15 protein-coding genes are annotated in these 15,883 nt (G+C 36.0%); 13 read left to right on the forward strand and 2 right to left on the reverse strand.

Annotated features, from left to right (window positions below; all coding sequences use genetic code 11):
* Window positions 1-618: 618 nt before the first annotated feature.
* A complete protein-coding gene (locus FEU33_RS03170) occupies window positions 619-1,668 on the forward strand; it encodes a nuclease-related domain-containing protein (RefSeq protein WP_146547977.1) in 1,050 nt (349 codons plus the stop codon).
* 336 nt (window positions 1,669-2,004) lie between these two features.
* Window positions 2,005-2,658 carry a tRNA (guanosine(46)-N7)-methyltransferase TrmB gene (gene trmB / locus FEU33_RS03175; RefSeq protein ID WP_146547978.1) on the forward strand — a complete coding sequence of 218 codons (654 nt, stop codon included), beginning with the start codon at window positions 2,005-2,007 and terminating at the stop codon, window positions 2,656-2,658.
* Window positions 2,659-2,842: 184 nt separating this feature from the next.
* Here the strand turns inward: trmB and FEU33_RS18635 are convergent, their stop codons facing one another.
* The gene (locus FEU33_RS18635; protein ID WP_186725710.1) at window positions 2,843-3,019 is read right to left on the reverse strand and encodes a hypothetical protein; all 177 of its coding nucleotides are present in this window, start codon (window positions 3,017-3,019) and stop codon (window positions 2,843-2,845) included.
* 224 nt (window positions 3,020-3,243) lie between these two features.
* Between FEU33_RS18635 and FEU33_RS03180 the strand changes: the two genes are divergently transcribed.
* Window positions 3,244-4,110, forward strand: a complete 867-nt coding sequence (locus tag FEU33_RS03180; protein WP_146547979.1) for a YtnP family quorum-quenching lactonase — start codon at window positions 3,244-3,246, stop codon at window positions 4,108-4,110.
* 205 nt (window positions 4,111-4,315) lie between these two features.
* Here FEU33_RS03180 and FEU33_RS03185 read toward each other — a convergent pair whose 3' ends face one another.
* On the reverse strand, window positions 4,316-4,630 hold the full coding sequence (locus tag FEU33_RS03185; RefSeq protein WP_146547980.1) for a hypothetical protein: 315 nt from the start codon (window positions 4,628-4,630) through the stop codon (window positions 4,316-4,318).
* Between the two features lie 176 nt (window positions 4,631-4,806).
* Here FEU33_RS03185 and FEU33_RS03190 point away from each other — a divergent pair, with 176 nt between their 5' ends.
* The 10 genes from FEU33_RS03190 (at window position 4,807) to FEU33_RS03235 (ending at window position 15,791) form a co-directional block, all read left to right on the forward strand.
* A complete protein-coding gene (locus FEU33_RS03190; RefSeq protein WP_146547981.1) occupies window positions 4,807-5,880 on the forward strand; it encodes a M42 family metallopeptidase in 1,074 nt (357 codons plus the stop codon).
* Window positions 5,881-6,103: 223 nt separating this feature from the next.
* Window positions 6,104-6,652, forward strand: coding sequence for a DUF84 family protein (locus tag FEU33_RS03195; RefSeq protein WP_146547982.1), 549 nt, complete (start codon window positions 6,104-6,106; stop codon window positions 6,650-6,652).
* A 210-nt stretch (window positions 6,653-6,862) separates the two neighbouring features.
* Complete coding sequence (locus FEU33_RS03200) at window positions 6,863-7,384, forward strand: hypothetical protein (protein WP_146547983.1); 522 nt, start codon at window positions 6,863-6,865, stop codon at window positions 7,382-7,384.
* A gap of 10 nt (window positions 7,385-7,394) precedes the next feature.
* Window positions 7,395-7,706, forward strand: a complete 312-nt coding sequence (locus tag FEU33_RS03205; protein WP_146547984.1) for a thioredoxin family protein — start codon at window positions 7,395-7,397, stop codon at window positions 7,704-7,706.
* 27 nt (window positions 7,707-7,733) lie between these two features.
* The gene (locus FEU33_RS03210; RefSeq protein ID WP_146547985.1) at window positions 7,734-8,549 is read left to right on the forward strand and encodes a DUF1444 domain-containing protein; all 816 of its coding nucleotides are present in this window, start codon (window positions 7,734-7,736) and stop codon (window positions 8,547-8,549) included.
* On the forward strand, window positions 8,546-9,154 hold the full coding sequence (ytpR, locus tag FEU33_RS03215; RefSeq protein ID WP_146547986.1) for a YtpR family tRNA-binding protein: 609 nt from the start codon (window positions 8,546-8,548) through the stop codon (window positions 9,152-9,154). The genes FEU33_RS03210 and ytpR overlap by 4 nt, the downstream gene beginning before the upstream one ends.
* A gap of 352 nt (window positions 9,155-9,506) precedes the next feature.
* Window positions 9,507-12,788 carry a DNA translocase FtsK gene (locus tag FEU33_RS03220; RefSeq protein ID WP_244950971.1) on the forward strand — a complete coding sequence of 1,094 codons (3,282 nt, stop codon included), beginning with the start codon at window positions 9,507-9,509 and terminating at the stop codon, window positions 12,786-12,788.
* A gap of 367 nt (window positions 12,789-13,155) precedes the next feature.
* Window positions 13,156-14,460, forward strand: coding sequence for a UDP-N-acetylmuramate--L-alanine ligase (murC, locus tag FEU33_RS03225; protein WP_146547987.1), 1,305 nt, complete (start codon window positions 13,156-13,158; stop codon window positions 14,458-14,460).
* Window positions 14,461-14,734: 274 nt separating this feature from the next.
* The gene (locus FEU33_RS03230) at window positions 14,735-15,199 is read left to right on the forward strand and encodes a DUF948 domain-containing protein (RefSeq protein WP_146547988.1); all 465 of its coding nucleotides are present in this window, start codon (window positions 14,735-14,737) and stop codon (window positions 15,197-15,199) included.
* Between the two features lie 13 nt (window positions 15,200-15,212).
* Complete coding sequence (locus FEU33_RS03235) at window positions 15,213-15,791, forward strand: YtxH domain-containing protein (RefSeq protein ID WP_146547989.1); 579 nt, start codon at window positions 15,213-15,215, stop codon at window positions 15,789-15,791.
* Window positions 15,792-15,883 lie beyond the last annotated feature (92 nt).

Below are 15,883 nucleotides of genomic sequence, written 5' to 3' on the forward strand. Positions count from 1 at the left end.
TACTCCGCCTCATGGTTTTGTCAGAGGAGAATATTTTCCTCGCAAGGGCAGCTGTCCATTTTCTTAACTGTTAGTATGAATCGGCGAAGTCTTAACTCAGGTCGCTTATTTCTAACTGAGTAATTTATCGAATATCACCATAGTAGGTCCAAAGAAAAGATGTGATGAAGAATGACAAATTTCATCACATCTTTTTTGCGATTAATGAAAATGGAAGGAATGAAGAGAACGGAAAATGAATGTACAGGATGATCGCACATAGACGATATAAATATTAAATCAATATTTCAGTTCAAAAATAAAAATTTTTTGGTCAGGTTGCCTGATAAAATCATTCAAATTATAACCTAAATCTTGAAACAAAGTGTTTTTAAAAGTGATTAACTTCTCTTTTTTTCGCTTCATATCGTGGTAAAATAGAAGCATATGCCTTTTTATCCTACTTTAACAGGTAGTAAAGTCAACCAGTTATGATGATGAACCGATTGTTGAAAGACAAAAGATATATAGTGTGTTTAGTCTACTTGCTCATATAGATATAGTGAATAATATAGAACGATAACATCAATAGAATCATTTTATTTGTAATCGTGGGATCATTTTTTAGGAGGAACAGTTATGGCACAATTGGTGAAGTTACAAGATTATGTTTCACGTTATCAAAATGATTTAAAAAGATATCCAACCCAATTTGTGAGATTAAAAAAAATACAATGGGAACGCATGAAGAAAGATTGGGCATCTGGGGAGGAAATTCCTCAATGGGACCATGAAGAATTGGAAGAAAAAACTCATAAAAGTTTCTTGCAACGTATTTTATCTTTTAATCGAAAAAAGAAAGAGGATCATGAGGAAGAGGATATGGATATTAGGGATAGAGAAGACTTTCTCGACCAAATATCTGAAGAGCTTTCCAAACAACAGCAAGATGAGGAAGAGATTCAGGAAGAGTCAAATACGTTCATGTTCCAGCCAACCATATTTTACTATCCGCAAACCATTGAAGAATTAAAGAAAATGTATGTAGATCAACTTTTTCAATTTCAGATAAAGTGGGCAAGTTCTACTTTAAGAGAAAAATCATACGTAGATTCAAAATATTATCGAGATTCTTTGCTAAGGGCATTTACACAACGTTTACCAGATAGCTATTTGTTGTTTTACTATCCAATTTTTCAAGTGAAAAAGGCACCTGTTGAAATGGGAATCCTCTTATTAACACCTACTGATTGCTTCTGCATTCAAGTTTTAGAGGAAGAATTCCAAGCTGTATTTGTCGGTGATAGCAGTCGATTTTGGGAGAAGAAAGTCGGTAAAATAGATAAAAAGGTTTTAAATCCCCTTATTGGATTAAATCGCATGGAATCTATTGTGAAACAGATTTTTAAAAAGAATACAATCGATCTACCTATCCGCAAAGTTGTCCTTTCAAGGAATGGTTATATTGACTATCCAGGTTCTAGTTATAGTGTTGAATTTGTCGATAAAAGAAAATACTCAGATTGGTTTGCTCGTCTGAAGAAAAACCATTCCCCGATGAAACTGATGCAATTTAAAGCCGCGCAATATTTGTTGAATAATGTACAGACGACTTCTTATCACAGACTTGATTTGAATGATGACGATCTCATATCTCCTGAACAGGTTATTGCGGAAAAGCATTCATAAAACTTCTTTTTATCGTCAATAGCAGAGCTGAGAATGGTAATGAAAAGAGAATGTGGCAGAAGATTGAGAAGGATTTAGCTGTTCCTTATAATAAGCTGATCGGTTCGACTAATACCCGGTGAAAGATGAAGAAAGCCCCAACTGACTGGATGGTTCACTTTATAGAAGGGCTTTGCTATACTTCAATTGTTGATATGAATAATCGTCAAATAAAAAGTAACCGGTCCAGTGAAAAGAGGTCTGTTGTGAAGCGCTGTAAAATGGATTGTATTTTAACAGACCGAATAATGAAATAAAACATTGGAATAGATGAAAAAATAGAAATGAGGAAATACATTGAGAGTCCGACATAAACCATGGGCAGCTGATTTTATCAAAGCACATCCAGAAATCATCATACCTGATCCAGAAAAATGTAAAGGAAATTGGAAAGAGTTGTTTGAAAATAATAATCCATTGCATATTGAAGTAGGTTCAGGTAAAGGGCAATTTATCACTGGTATGGCTTTGCAAAATCCAGAGATCAACTATCTTGGTATTGAATTATTTGATAGTGTCATCGTGAAAGCAGCAGAAAAAGTTATGGAGGCTGGTTCACCGAAGAATGTCCGTTTACTATTAGTAAATGGTGCAGAATTAGAAAAATATTTTGAAAAAAATGAAGTGAGTCGTATCTATTTGAACTTTTCTGATCCATGGCCAAAGACACGTCATGCAAAACGACGCTTAACGCATGAAAACTTCTTAAAATTATACGAAGCAGTGTTAGTAGACAATGGAGAAATACATTTCAAAACAGACAACCGCGGTTTGTTTGAATATTCTTTAGTGAGCATGTCACACTATGGCATGAAATTGAACTACGTGTCGCTTGATTTACATGCAGAAATGCCAGAAGATAATATCATGACGGAATATGAGGAAAAATTTTCTTCGAAGGGGCAACCGATTTATCGTTTAGAAGCTCAGTTCCAAACAAAACAGTCATAAGCTTTTTACCATAAGAACTTTTTTGTATAAGTTGCTTCTGAAGGAATCAAGAAAATTCGAATTCTGTAATGTTTTACTTTATAAAAGTCTTAAAAAGATAAATATGTCATTATAAAAAGCACAGAATGTTGTCAAAGCCGCATTCTGTGCTTTGTTTTGGGATACGTCTTTTTTAGACATAGTTTTATTTAATGTCATGGTCATACAGTGATTGGCGTAATATTTCCTTTTCTAATTGCTGTAGCTGATTGCCTATGTCTTTTTGCAAATCTTTAGATAGATCTGTTTTCCTTTCTAAATTCTCGATAGATACCAGTAATTTTAAATATTTTTGACATGTTATTTCATGGTCATTGAACATCTTCATGGCTCTCCTCACTTAGTCATAAAGTTTTATTACCTTTTTATATATTTTTTATCATAAAATAGTAAAATTTGTAGATATAAATATCTAATCTATTACATTATAGAAAATGTTGTCTATTTATGGTATGAATAAGTACAAATTTTTTTAAACATGTTACAATTATGTGAAGCATCATCTATCCATTTTGATGCATAGATTTACACAAAGGGGGATTTAATGTGGACGCATTTCAGTTTCACGATATGAAGCTTACATGGCTGAATGGAGGAGTCACTCATTTAGATGGGGGAGCAATGTTTGGGGTAGTGCCAAAGCCGTTATGGTCACGAAAATATCCGGCGAATGATAGCAATCAAATTGAATTACGAACAGACCCAATTTTGATCCAATATCAAGGGAAAAATTTATTGATCGATTCAGGGATTGGAAATGAAAAATTTACCGATAAGCAACTGCGCAATTATGGGATAACCGAACAATCAAAAATTGTTGCGAGTCTAGGAGAACTAGGATTAACAACAAATGATATCGACTATATATTGATGACACATTTACATTTTGACCATGCATGTGGTTTGACAAGGTGGCAAGACGATCAATTGATCCCTACATTTGAAAACGCTACCATTTTAGTTTCTCAAGTAGAATGGGATGAGATGCGTGATCCGAATATTCGTTCAGTAAATACGTACTGGGAGGCTAATTGGAAGTCAATCGTAAACCAAGTGAAAACCTTTGAGCAGCAATTAGAAGTGTTACCGGGTATCCTTATGGTTCATACTGGTGGTCATAGTGATGGGCATTGTATTATTCGTTTAACGCAAAAGGGAGAAACGATTATACACATGGCAGATATAATGCCAACTCATGCACATCAAAATCCATTATGGGTATTAGCTTACGATGATTATCCAATGACCTCTGTTTTTGCAAAACAAAAATTAGTGAGGGAAATAGTAGAAAATGGTTATTGGGTTAGTTTTTATCATGATGCCTACAAACGTCTTATCAAATGGGATACAACTGGTAAAAATATAATAGCAGAGTTACCACGTACAAGAGAATCTCATACAACTGCTAAATAATACGAGAGTAATAAAGTAAGGGACCGAAGTTTCATATATGAAAAATAAAGCACAGAATGCTGTTCAATCCGCATTTTGTGCTTTTGTGTTGAAGGTGATGCGTATACTTTTCTTAGAAGGACCCGCAGAAAAGCGAGCAATATGTAGCAGAAATCTCTCATGCCTATTGCAATGGATAAAATTCGATGATCAATCTATTATTTTATTAAACTCTTACCAAGTCAACAATGGACCCTGTTTTTGCATCAGCTGCAAATTCAAAATTCACCGTTTCTCCTTCTTCTACTCGAGAAATACCACCCTTATACACTGGAATTTCGATATTTTCTTTATGAAATAATTGAGGCTCCATGAAAATCCATGATCCATCTATTGGTCCTTGAATTTTAAAGGCGTTTTTTATATTTTCTAAAACAGCATTGGCATTTTTATAGGGATTTACCTTTTCACTTACTTCTTTAATGACATATGCAGTAGCAATCCCTGTCGCAACGCCCAGTAAGAAATCCTGTAATTTCATTTAACATCCTCCTTTGAGTATATGCCATTAGTTTAACATATACTATTTATCGTGTGGAAATCAGAAGGATACGGGATGATTTTTGTAAAGAGCATTTCGATATTCGAAGTAAAGTGGTAGAATTTTATCCAAGCTTTGTCTACAATAGGAGTGAACGTTCTAAGGGAGGCTTTATCATGAATCAAGATATGCTAGAAATGTTTAAGACACTTACAGAATTACCAGGTGCTCCAGGAAATGAGCATGCGGTTCGTGCTTATATGCGTCAAGAATTATCAAAATATGCTGATGAAATTGTGCAAGATAATTTAGGTGGTGTTTTTGGCCTGAAGAAGGGCGATGAAAATGGTCCGAGAATTTTAGTCGCAGGTCATATGGATGAAGTAGCATTCATGGTCACTCAAATTACGGAAAATGGTATGATTCGTTTCCAAACGCTTGGCGGCTGGTGGAATCAAGTGATGCTTGCTCAGCGCATAGAAGTTTATACAAAAAATGGTCCTGTTCCAGGTGTAATTTCTTCAGTTCCCAAACATCTACTAACACCGGAAATGCAATCAAAACCGATGGAGATTAACAATATGTTAATTGATATTGGTGCAGATGATAAAGAAGACGCGATTCGATTAGGTGTCCGACCAGGGCAATCGATTATTCCTGTTTGTCCATTTACACCAATGGCCAATCCAAAGAAAGTGATGGCGAAAGCATGGGATAATCGATATGGCTGCGGTTTAGCAATCGAATTGTTAAAAGAATTAAAAGATGAAAAATTACCAAATACCTTGTATTCAGGCGCTAATGTGATGGAAGAGGTTGGTTTAAGAGGGGCAAAAGTTTCTGCTAACATGATCAAACCAGATCTTTTCTTTGCACTAGATGCGAGCCCTGCGAACGATACTTCAGGTGATAAAAATCAATTTGGTCAACTCGGGAAAGGCCCGTTAGTCAGAATTTATGATCGTACAATGGTCACTCATAAGGGGATACGTGAATATGTGTTAGATACGGCTGAATCGAATCATATTCCCTATCAATATTTTGTCGCTCCAGGTGGCGGTACAGATGCTGGAAGTGTACATTTATCAAATGAAGGTGTACCAAGTACAGTTATTGGTATTTGCGCACGTTACATTCATTCTCATGCATCGATTATTCATACAGATGATATTGATGCTGCGAAGGAATTACTTGTAAAATTAGTCAAAAATGCAGACCGTTCAACTCTAGAAACGATTCGCAAAAGCTGAGCATGCTCATGAGTGCTGCGGAGCTCGAATCAAAATCATTTTTTCAACTGTCGATCGAGAAACTAAGGCGACACGAGAAGATGCGTTTAGAAGCAACTAAAATGAAAAGCTGAACATGTTCAATCAGAAACAGCTAGCTAGATAAAGACAACTAAAATTTGGTATAGTAAAGGAGATTTTCATTGGGAATCTCCTTTAATTTTGATAGTTAGGAAGTGTCATGATGAAAGTAGGAATTGGTACGACAAACAAAGCCAAAGTAAGTGCAGTACTTTCCGTAGTGACGAAACATTTTCATGATATTTTAACATTTGAACATATTTCAGTAGATTCAGGTGTTTCTGCGCAACCAATGTCAACGGAGGAAACTAGAACGGGTGCTATAAATCGTGCAAGAAGGGCATTGGCAGAAACAAATGCCACCATTGCCTTTGGTTTAGAAGGCGGTGTCACAATGATTGACGACATCATGTATTTATGCAATTGGGGTGCATTGGCTATAGAAAATGGGCAATTGTTTACGGCTGCAGGTGCTCAAATTCCGTTGCCAGATGAAATAGCAGAGCAAATAGCTGCCGGTCGAGAGTTAGGACCTGTTATGGATGACTTTGTTCATCAATCAGATACTCATCAAAATGCGGGAGCTATTGGTATTTTAACGGATGGTATGCTGGATCGAAAAGAAATGTTTGAACATATTTTGCAACAATTAGTAGGTCAATATTTTTTTTATCCCGCTTTAACGGGCAGTAAGACCCCATCTCAAGATTGAGAGAGAAACGAAAAATATAGATGGGGGATCAACTGCCCGTAAAAGTCCGATTGGTTCAACTAACCATCAGTGGGGGGGGAAGAAAACCCCACTGATGGAGTTTCACTTTATCAAAAATATGCGAAATAGGTAGAAAAGACACGATAGTTGCATAGGTGTCGCATGACTTTTACAATAAAGGTAGTCCAAGTACGAATGGAGGAATTACATATGTTCCGTCAATGTACCAAGCTATTCGTCCCAGCATTACTTATATTGAATATTGCAGCATGTGGCAATTCGGTAGATTCTCAAATATCAGAAGGACTTTCAGATGCCGATACAATTTTCAATGCGAAACCAGAGAGTAGTACGGCATCAACTGAACATTTGCAATTTTATCTACCTAAAGGCTATGAAGTGAAAAATTCTTCTGATGAGACCAATGTGATTTTATCAAAGGATAAGCAAACATACGCCATATTTTTTAATCCAAATGAATCCAAGAAGAGTCAACACTTTTATAAAGCGCTACAGAAAAGCGAAAAAGAAGAGATCGTTAAAGAGCAAACATATAAAAAAGATAATCGTTTTGGCTTTGCAACTGTATTAAAGAAAGGCCAAGAAAATTATGAAGTCATTGCAAGCACGGGTGGAGTGAAAGTTACGGGCTTAGTAAAAACAGAAGATGTCAATGCTACTATATCTGAATTAATGACGATTGCCCATTCCGTACAATTGAAAAACAAGTGAGGCTATGAAAATGGAAAAATTACAATCAGTAGAACAATATCATTCTTTAAAAGAACAAGGTAAACATGTTTTTGTATTTGAAGCAGGATGGTGCAAAGACTGTCGCTTTATTGAACCCTTTATGCCAGCGGTTGAGGGAAAATTTAATGATTTTACATTTGTTTCTGTGGATCGAGATGAATTCATCGATTTATGTGGAGAACTAAATGTATATGGTATTCCTAGTTTTATCGCATACAATAACGGTGACGAAACAGGACGCCTTGTCTCAAAAGACCGCAAAACACAAGAAGAGATTGAAAAATTTTTACAACAACAATAAGCTATTTTGGATGAGGTGAGTAACTAGGTGACGGCACAAGATTTAGTTAAAAAATTAAAAGAGCGTCTAGGTGAAGCTCACTTTGAATGGAAACTAGATTTAAAAACAAACAAATTAAGATTAGAGCATCGTGAGCTAGGCAAGGGAATGGATTTGTTGTTAGGCGATGTTCTAACAAAATATGATATACGTAAAGAAAAGGCGATTGATGAAGTTGTTTACACGATTGAGCAAACTTTTGAAGCGATGAAGAAGGAAAAGGAGCAAGGCTTCGAAGAGCTTACAAATATTTATCCTGTGATTCGTTCAGGCTCTTTTCCTAAAAAATCAAAAGAAGGACACGCTTTTATCACAACAGAACATACTGCTGAAACAAGGATTTACTATGCGCTAGATCTTGGAAATACGTATCGCTTAATCGATGAAGAGATGGTCCAAAAATTACAAGTTCCCGTGGAACAAATCAAAGAATCTGCACGCTTCCAAATACGTAAATTGCCGACAAATATTAAACAGGATGAAGTGGCTGGCAATATCTTTTATTTTCTAAATGAAAATGATGGGTATGACGCAAGCCGTATTTTAAATGACGCCTTTTTAAAGGAAATGCGTGGTAAAATTGAAGGCGACATGACGGTTTCAGTGCCTCATCAAGATGTGTTGATCATCGGTGATATTCGCAATAATACAGGATATGATGTTTTAGCCCAAATGACCATGCATTTCTTTACAGTAGGAGCAGTTCCTATTACATCATTATCCTTTATCTACGAAGATGGCCACTTAGAGCCGATCTTTATCCTAGCCAAAAACAGAGTAAAAAAGGAGCAAGAAAGAAAATGATTGTATCGTATAACAAAGCGCATGTAGGTGACATATTACTAGTTCAGTTGACGACAGAAACGATTGTCAAAACAGAATTAGAAAAACACGGAGATTTAGTATTATTAAAAGAAGGAGCAACTGGCGAAGTAAAAGGGTTTAATCTTTTTAATGCTAGTAATTATTTGACAATAGAAGAAGTCGGCAATGTAGAAGTGACGAAAGAACTTGTTGCACAATTAGAAGAGGCTATCGCGAAAAATGGGGTTGTACTCAGTCTTGATGTAGACTTATCTCCTAAATTTGTAGTAGGCCATGTGAAAGAGATGGGGGAACATCCAAATGCTGACAAACTACATATTTGTCAAGTAGATGTTGGCGAAGATGAACCATTACAAATTGTATGTGGTGCTCCAAATGTTGCAGAAGGACAACATGTAGTCGTTGCTAAAATCGGTGCAGTAATGCCTTCTGGTATGGTCATTAAAGAATCTGCGTTGCGGGGTGTGGATTCTTATGGCATGATGTGCTCTGCGCGTGAATTAGCTATTCCAAATGCACCACAAGTAAGAGGCATCATGGTTTTAGATAACGACACAGAAATCGGCTCAGCATTCAAATTTTAACTAATACTATTTAAAAGGGGTCTTTATCAAGTATGTACTTGCTTAAATAAGCATATGCATAGCAGACCGTAGCGGAAATCAGCGAATCAACTATGTTTGTGGATAATTTGGTGTTGACTCAAAAATGAAAATATCAAACAGCAAGGTGTCTTTCTCAAAAAGGGTAAGACACTTTTTTACATTTTAATAAAGAGCATGAGGGGGATCATTCGTATATTTTAAAACGACTCTATGAATAATATCCTAGTAAAAAAATAAAGATATATGATGGAATCGTTTTAAACGCGTTGCATGAATGCATTTATTATTGATAAAATGAAGGCAATGATTTAGAAAAGAGTGGTGCAAATATATGAGCTGGTTTAAAAAAATCGTCTCTCGCATTCTAGGTGATGAAATAGAAGAACCATCAGCTAAGAATAATATGAATAACAATGATAATAATGAAGAACAATATAAATCATTCGAACAATTTGAAAATGATTATGAATACGAAGAAACTAAATATGAGGATGAATATATTCAACAGCAGCAAAGAAAACAGGCACGGAGCGTTGAACCAAATTTTATCAAAAAAAGAGAGTCTTTTAAATTCCCTTTGATTCCAGATGAAAATGAGCAATATGGGGATGAAACAGGGTTTACGAAGTCATCTAGCAAGCAACAAGCTCAGCAAGAAAATATGACTTTTCCTGATTGGGTATCACCGAATAAATCAGTACGTCCTGTTCGAAAAGAAGCGTCCAATCAGGTACAACATGAGCGTTCCTATCAAGCAGCACAACATATGGATCAGCGACCAGAAATGTATTCGCCTTTTGCGCGTGAACCTCGTGGATTAAAGGGAGTCGTTGAAAAAACAAGTAGAGAAAATTATAATCCATTTAATCCTAATGGGACAAAAAGCTTGAATCCCTCCAAAAAATACACACCACAACAAAATAGGGTGGAAAAGAAAGCTGTTAGCGAACCTGTAAAACCTTCATACGTACCTAAAAAGAAAAAATTTGTACCGACAGAAGTACCATCGCCCATTTATGGTTTTCAAAAGCCACCAAAGCGTGGTCGAAGCATATATGATTTGTTAGATGAGAAACAAAAAGAAAAAGAGCAAAGTAGTGGCAAAGTGGATTTTCGGAATGAAATAGCTGCCACAACTGTAAAGGCATCCTCTAATCAAAAAAACACAGAAAGTATTTCATCAGCAATGGTTGACGAAACTTATGGCAATGAAGCGACAACAGTTAACGAAAATGCAGTGGAACTAAAAAATAGTGAAAAACACCTTTATGAAAAGGATCAGAACAAAGTAACAAAAACCGAAGAACAAGAAGGACAGGTTCAAAATGTAGTAAATGAACATATAGTTGTAGAAAAGGAACAAAATCGGGCACAATTACAAAATACATCTCCATTAAAAGAGGAATCCATAGAGGAGACAGGACCTCTATTAAACAAAGAAGAAACGAATATGGATGAAAAAGTAGAAATAGAGGAAACGATTTTAAAATCAGATGAAACAACTATTGAAACAGAGCCTATGCGACCATTTAAAGAAGCGGTCGATATCGAAGAAACCAATCACTCAGATGATTCATCAGAAACGATTAGGTCAATCGCAGAAACTGATCCTAAAGTAAGCGAAACGATGAAAGTTGAAACAATAGAAATAGAGAAAGCTTTAGATCCAGAAGAAGTGACAAGAGAAGAGCCTGAAGTGTCTATAAACGGTGGAATACCCGATAAAGGAATTAAAACTACGGAGGTTTTTACTCAATTAGAAGATGAGGAGATATCTAAAGAAGAAATAGCTCAAAGCCAACCAGTTAAAGTGGAAAATTTCGAAAATCGAAAATCGGGTAGTCAAATCCCGTTTAATGTTGTCATGTTAAAATCGGATAAGAAAAAAATAGAACAATCCATTGCACAGACAACTCCATTATCTCGCGCAAAAACTTGGAGTGAACCTGATTCAAAATCTGTTCGTAGTGAGTCTGAATCACCTAAGGATGTAATGCCGAAAGAAGAATATAAGGAACTTGCTGAACAAGATACAAAGAAAGTTGAAGAGGTTAATGGTGAATCATCAGCAACTGCGGTTAGAATGTCAGTTCCGCTAAAACAAGAGGAACAAGAAAAAACAGCGTCTATTCAAGATACTTCTGAGCACCAAAGAAATATGATAGTAGAACAGGAACCGTCGACTGTAAATGATTATCTTGAAACAGCACTTTCTTATTTGGAACCGCCAGAAGAGCAAACAGAGGATTTTGAATGGATGGATACACAAGGCGTGAAGTTGATCGAGGCATTGTCTTATTTCCAAATTGAAGGAGAAATTGTACAGATCGTTCAAGGTCCTGCTGTAACACAATTTGAAATTACAGTAGGTCATGGAGTAAAAGTAAGTAAAATACGGAACTTAGCGGATGACTTAAAACTTGCACTAGCGGCAAAGGATATCCGTATCCAAGCGCCAATACCAGGGAAAAGTTCAATTGGCATCGAAATCCCAAATCGCAAATCGCGACCTGTTAGACTTTCAGAAGTGGTGACCCATGAATCCTTTGTTGATTCTAAATCGCCTCTTGAAGCGGCATTGGGATTAGATTTAACGGGGGAACCTGTTACTATTGATTTACGAAAAATGCCACATGGAATGATCGCTGGGGCTACTGGTTCAGGAAAATCTGTGTGCATAAACTCACTTTTAATCAGTTTACTCTTGAAAGCTAGTCCACAAGATGTAAAATTGATGTTAATCGATCCAAAGATGGTGGAACTTGCACCTTTCAATCATATTCCACATCTAGTTAGTCCAGTTATTACAGACGTCAAGGCTGCTACTGCCGCGCTTAAATGGGCAGTAGATGAAATGGATCGCCGTTATCAACTATTTGCTCATGTTGGTGCACGTGATATTACAAGATATAACAAAATGGTTGAAAAAGAGCGCAAATATTCATTGAAAATGCCTTATCTCGTGATTGTTATTGATGAATTAGCCGATTTAATGATGATGTCTCCACAAGAGGTGGAGGAATCGATTTGTCGAATAGCACAAAAAGCACGTGCTTGTGGTATTCATCTTGTATTAGCAACACAAAGGCCCTCAGTGGATGTTATCACTGGTTTGATTAAATCGAATATTCCAACGCGAATTGCATTCTCTGTATCATCCCATGTGGATTCTCGTACAATATTAGATTGTCAGGGAGCTGAAAGATTATTAGGGAGAGGAGATATGCTTTACCTTGGTAATGGCATGTCTGCACCGGTGCGAGTACAAGGCACATATGTTACGGATGAAGAGATTGAAGCTGTAACGAATTTTGTCCGTACACTTGGTGAGCCTGATTATCTATTCGAACAAGATGAATTATTAAAAAAAGTCGATTCTATTGATGAACAAGATGAACTTTTTGAAGAAGCTTGTCGCTATATTTGCAGTGAAGGATCTGTTTCAGCATCCTCATTACAGAGAAAATATCGTATTGGCTATAATCGTGCAGCTAGGCTAGTAGATATGATGGAAGCACAAGGTTTTATCTCAGAATCTAAGGGAACAAAACCGAGAGATGTTTTTTTAACAGAGCATGATATAGAGGAAATATTCGGTACACATGATGCATAAATTTTATGTGTTTTAACATATTTTTTCTATTTTAAGTCGAAAATAATAAGGAATTGGTGATTAGTTTAGAACTGTGGAAAATCGTGCTATAATGAAAGATGTTTTAATTGACGATTACAAAAATAGGACTTACTAAATTAGTAAGTATGAAAAAAGCGAAAGTAAATGAAAGAGCTAGTGTCATAGAACTATTAATGGATTAAATTATTCAGTAATAGAGTCTATTGGCAACTTAAAACTTGAAGAACAAGAGGGTTTGCTTGATGAAGTATGCTTAGCATTATCCATCAAGAAGTCACCGGTTTTACGGGACAGTTCATAGATTTAATTATTCAAGGGTGAGGAAACTTTCCCGGGAGGTTTCAACATGACAGTTTATCATTTTACAGGTATTAAAGGTTCAGGAATGAGTCCACTTGCTCAAATTTTATTTGATTCAGGAGAACAAGTACAAGGATCAGACATAGAAAAATATTTTTTTACAGAAGAACCACTTAGAAAACGTAATATTACTATTTTGCCTTTTAACGCAGACAATATTAAACCTGGCATGACTGTAATCGCAGGTAATGCGTTTCCAGATAACCATCCAGAAATTGTGCGCGCAAAAGAATTAGGTGTCGAAGTTATTCGATATCACAAATTCTTAGGAAGTTACCTAGAAAACTTTACATCCATTGCTATTACAGGGGCACATGGCAAAACTTCAACAACTGGGTTAATGGCGCATGTATTAGAAGGAGCGCATCCTACATCCTATCTAATCGGTGATGGCACAGGTGGTGGCACAAAGAACGCACAAAATTTCGTAATGGAAGCTTGTGAATATCGCCGCCATTTCCTAGCATATCATCCGGATTATGCAGTTATGACGAATATTGATTTTGACCATCCAGATTATTATAAAGACGCTGAGGACGTATTTGATGCATTCCAAACATTGGCTCTTCAAGTGAAGAGAGCAATTGTGGCCTGTGGGGATGACGAATATTTACAAAAGATTAAAGCGAATGTTCCGGTTGTATATTACGGTTTCGGTTCTGAGAATGATTTTGAAGCTCGTAATGTAGAAAAGACAACAGAAGGTACTTCCTTTGAAGTATATGTTCGAAATGAATTTTATAGTAAATTCTTTATCCCAATGTTCGGAGACCATAATGTGTTAAATACATTGGCTGTTATTTCGCTTTGTCATTATGAAGGTCTGCCAACAGAACTAATTCAAGAGCGCCTTCATACTTATCATGGTGTCAAACGCAGATTTACTGAAACAGATATTGGTGAACGTACATTAATCGATGATTATGCACATCATCCAACTGAAATAAGTGCAACGATTCAAGCTGCACGTCAAAAATTTCCAGGTCGTGAACTTGTCGCTATTTTTCAACCACATACATTTACACGTACACAAGCATTTCTACAAAACTTTGCCAATAGTTTAAATCAAGCGGACAGTGTTTATCTATGCAATATTTTTGGCTCTGCCCGTGAAAAATCTGGTGCACTATCTATTCAAGATCTAGCTAATCTAGTGGAAGGTAGCAAAATATTAACAATGGATAGCGTATCAGATTTGCTAACGCATAAAGATTCAGTCTTCTTATTTATGGGTGCCGGAGATATTCATAAATTCCAAGAGGCTTTTGAAAATCTGCTCAAAGAAAACTAGAGGATTTAATATTTATAAGGGAAAGTTGTCGAAAACATCAGGAACGTTTTCGACAGCTTTTTTAATATGGAATAACAGTCTTATATGAACAATATAATGCTAAATACTCATGGCCTTCCATAATCCATTAGAAGAAAAGAAATTTCGTACTTTTTCGTACAATATTTTACTGGCAGGATATAGAAAGAATTTGTAGAATATAATTAAGTAAGTGATGTTTAAATACACTTATTTTGTGGAAAAATCCGTATATAGAGAATGGAGGTATTTAAAAATGATTGTTATTCTATACATTGCTGCATTAGTAGCCGCCATTGGCTTCCTTGTGTTGTGTATTAGTTTAGCTATGACATTAAATTCGTTGAAAAAAACGATGAATAATGTCGCCAGTACAATGGCTGGCATTGAAGGACAAATGGAAGGGATTACAAGAGAATCTACAAGTCTATTAGAAAAAACGAATGGGCTTGCTGAAGATATTCAAGAAAAATCTCAACAATTGAATTCAGTAGTGACTGCTGCTAAGGGATTTGCAGATTCTGTTAGTAACTTAAGCGATTCTGTAAAACATGTTACTTCATCCATTAATACGAATGTCGTGAAAAACAGCGACCAGATTGCCAAAGTGATTCAATGGAGTAATGCCTTTATGGGAATTCGTGATAAGCTGAAAGATCAAAAAGATTCTCAGGTAGAAACGATTTATGAAGATGTACCAAGGAAAAGAAAACGCAAATAAGAGGGGGATTTATATGGTAGAACAGAAACCGAACTATAGTGAAGTAAGAAATGTAGGTTATGAGGAAAATGGCCAAACACTTTTACCGCAGACATATGAAAGACGTGCTGAATCTTTATATTCAAATGATAATGGCAATGTGAATATCAAAGACTTTATCATTGGCGCCTTTGTTGGCGGTGTAGTTGGGGCAGCTACAGCATTGTTCTTAGCTCCTAAAGCAGGAAAAGAATTGCGTAATGACGTGGCGATTCAAGCTAGTCAGTTTAAAGAAAAAAGTGCTGAATTGACATCAACTGCAAAAGAAAAAACAGTGGAACTATCCAAGAAGGTCCAAGCACAATCAGGTCAATTGGTTGATAAAGTAAAATCTTTTAAATCTACTGCAACACCTCCACTTGATGATGGTACGGTTTCCTACGAAGGAGAAGAACCCTTAGATATTATGGAAACAATGGAAAAGACAATTGCTGAATTTGAAGCTGAAGACAAAGAGCATACAGCTGTAAGTGCAGCGATCGAAGAAGCCATATCAGATACAGATGAAAAAGAAAACAATGAAAAAGAAACCAACGAAAAAGAAACAAAATAGGATAGAAAAAATCTGCCCAAAAGAAAAATAGTATGTTAGGAGTAATCCTAGCATGCTATTTTTTAACTTGGGCATAAATTGATCATACAATG

It is taken from the genome of Rummeliibacillus suwonensis (assembly GCF_007896435.1).
Taxonomy (GTDB): domain Bacteria; phylum Bacillota; class Bacilli; order Bacillales_A; family Planococcaceae; genus Rummeliibacillus; species Rummeliibacillus suwonensis.

Bases quoted from the DNA above. Each gene is read 5' to 3' on its own strand.
- FEU33_RS03220 (WP_244950971.1), top strand. From the start codon at position 9,507: ATGAGCTGGTTTAAAAAAATCGTCTCTCGCATTCTAGGTGATGAAATA.
- FEU33_RS03200 (WP_146547983.1), top strand. From the start codon at position 6,863: ATGTTCCGTCAATGTACCAAGCTATTCGTCCCAGCATTACTTATATTG.
- FEU33_RS03235 (WP_146547989.1), top strand. From the start codon at position 15,213: ATGGTAGAACAGAAACCGAACTATAGTGAAGTAAGAAATGTAGGTTAT.
- FEU33_RS03170 (WP_146547977.1), top strand. From the start codon at position 619: ATGGCACAATTGGTGAAGTTACAAGATTATGTTTCACGTTATCAAAAT.
- FEU33_RS03190 (WP_146547981.1), top strand. From the start codon at position 4,807: ATGAATCAAGATATGCTAGAAATGTTTAAGACACTTACAGAATTACCA.
- murC (WP_146547987.1), top strand. From the start codon at position 13,156: ATGACAGTTTATCATTTTACAGGTATTAAAGGTTCAGGAATGAGTCCA.
- FEU33_RS03205 (WP_146547984.1), top strand. From the start codon at position 7,395: ATGGAAAAATTACAATCAGTAGAACAATATCATTCTTTAAAAGAACAA.
- FEU33_RS18635 (WP_186725710.1), bottom strand. From the start codon at position 3,019: ATGTTCAATGACCATGAAATAACATGTCAAAAATATTTAAAATTACTG.
- FEU33_RS03195 (WP_146547982.1), top strand. From the start codon at position 6,104: ATGAAAGTAGGAATTGGTACGACAAACAAAGCCAAAGTAAGTGCAGTA.
- FEU33_RS03185 (WP_146547980.1), bottom strand. From the start codon at position 4,630: ATGAAATTACAGGATTTCTTACTGGGCGTTGCGACAGGGATTGCTACT.
- FEU33_RS03230 (WP_146547988.1), top strand. From the start codon at position 14,735: ATGATTGTTATTCTATACATTGCTGCATTAGTAGCCGCCATTGGCTTC.
- ytpR (WP_146547986.1), top strand. From the start codon at position 8,546: ATGATTGTATCGTATAACAAAGCGCATGTAGGTGACATATTACTAGTT.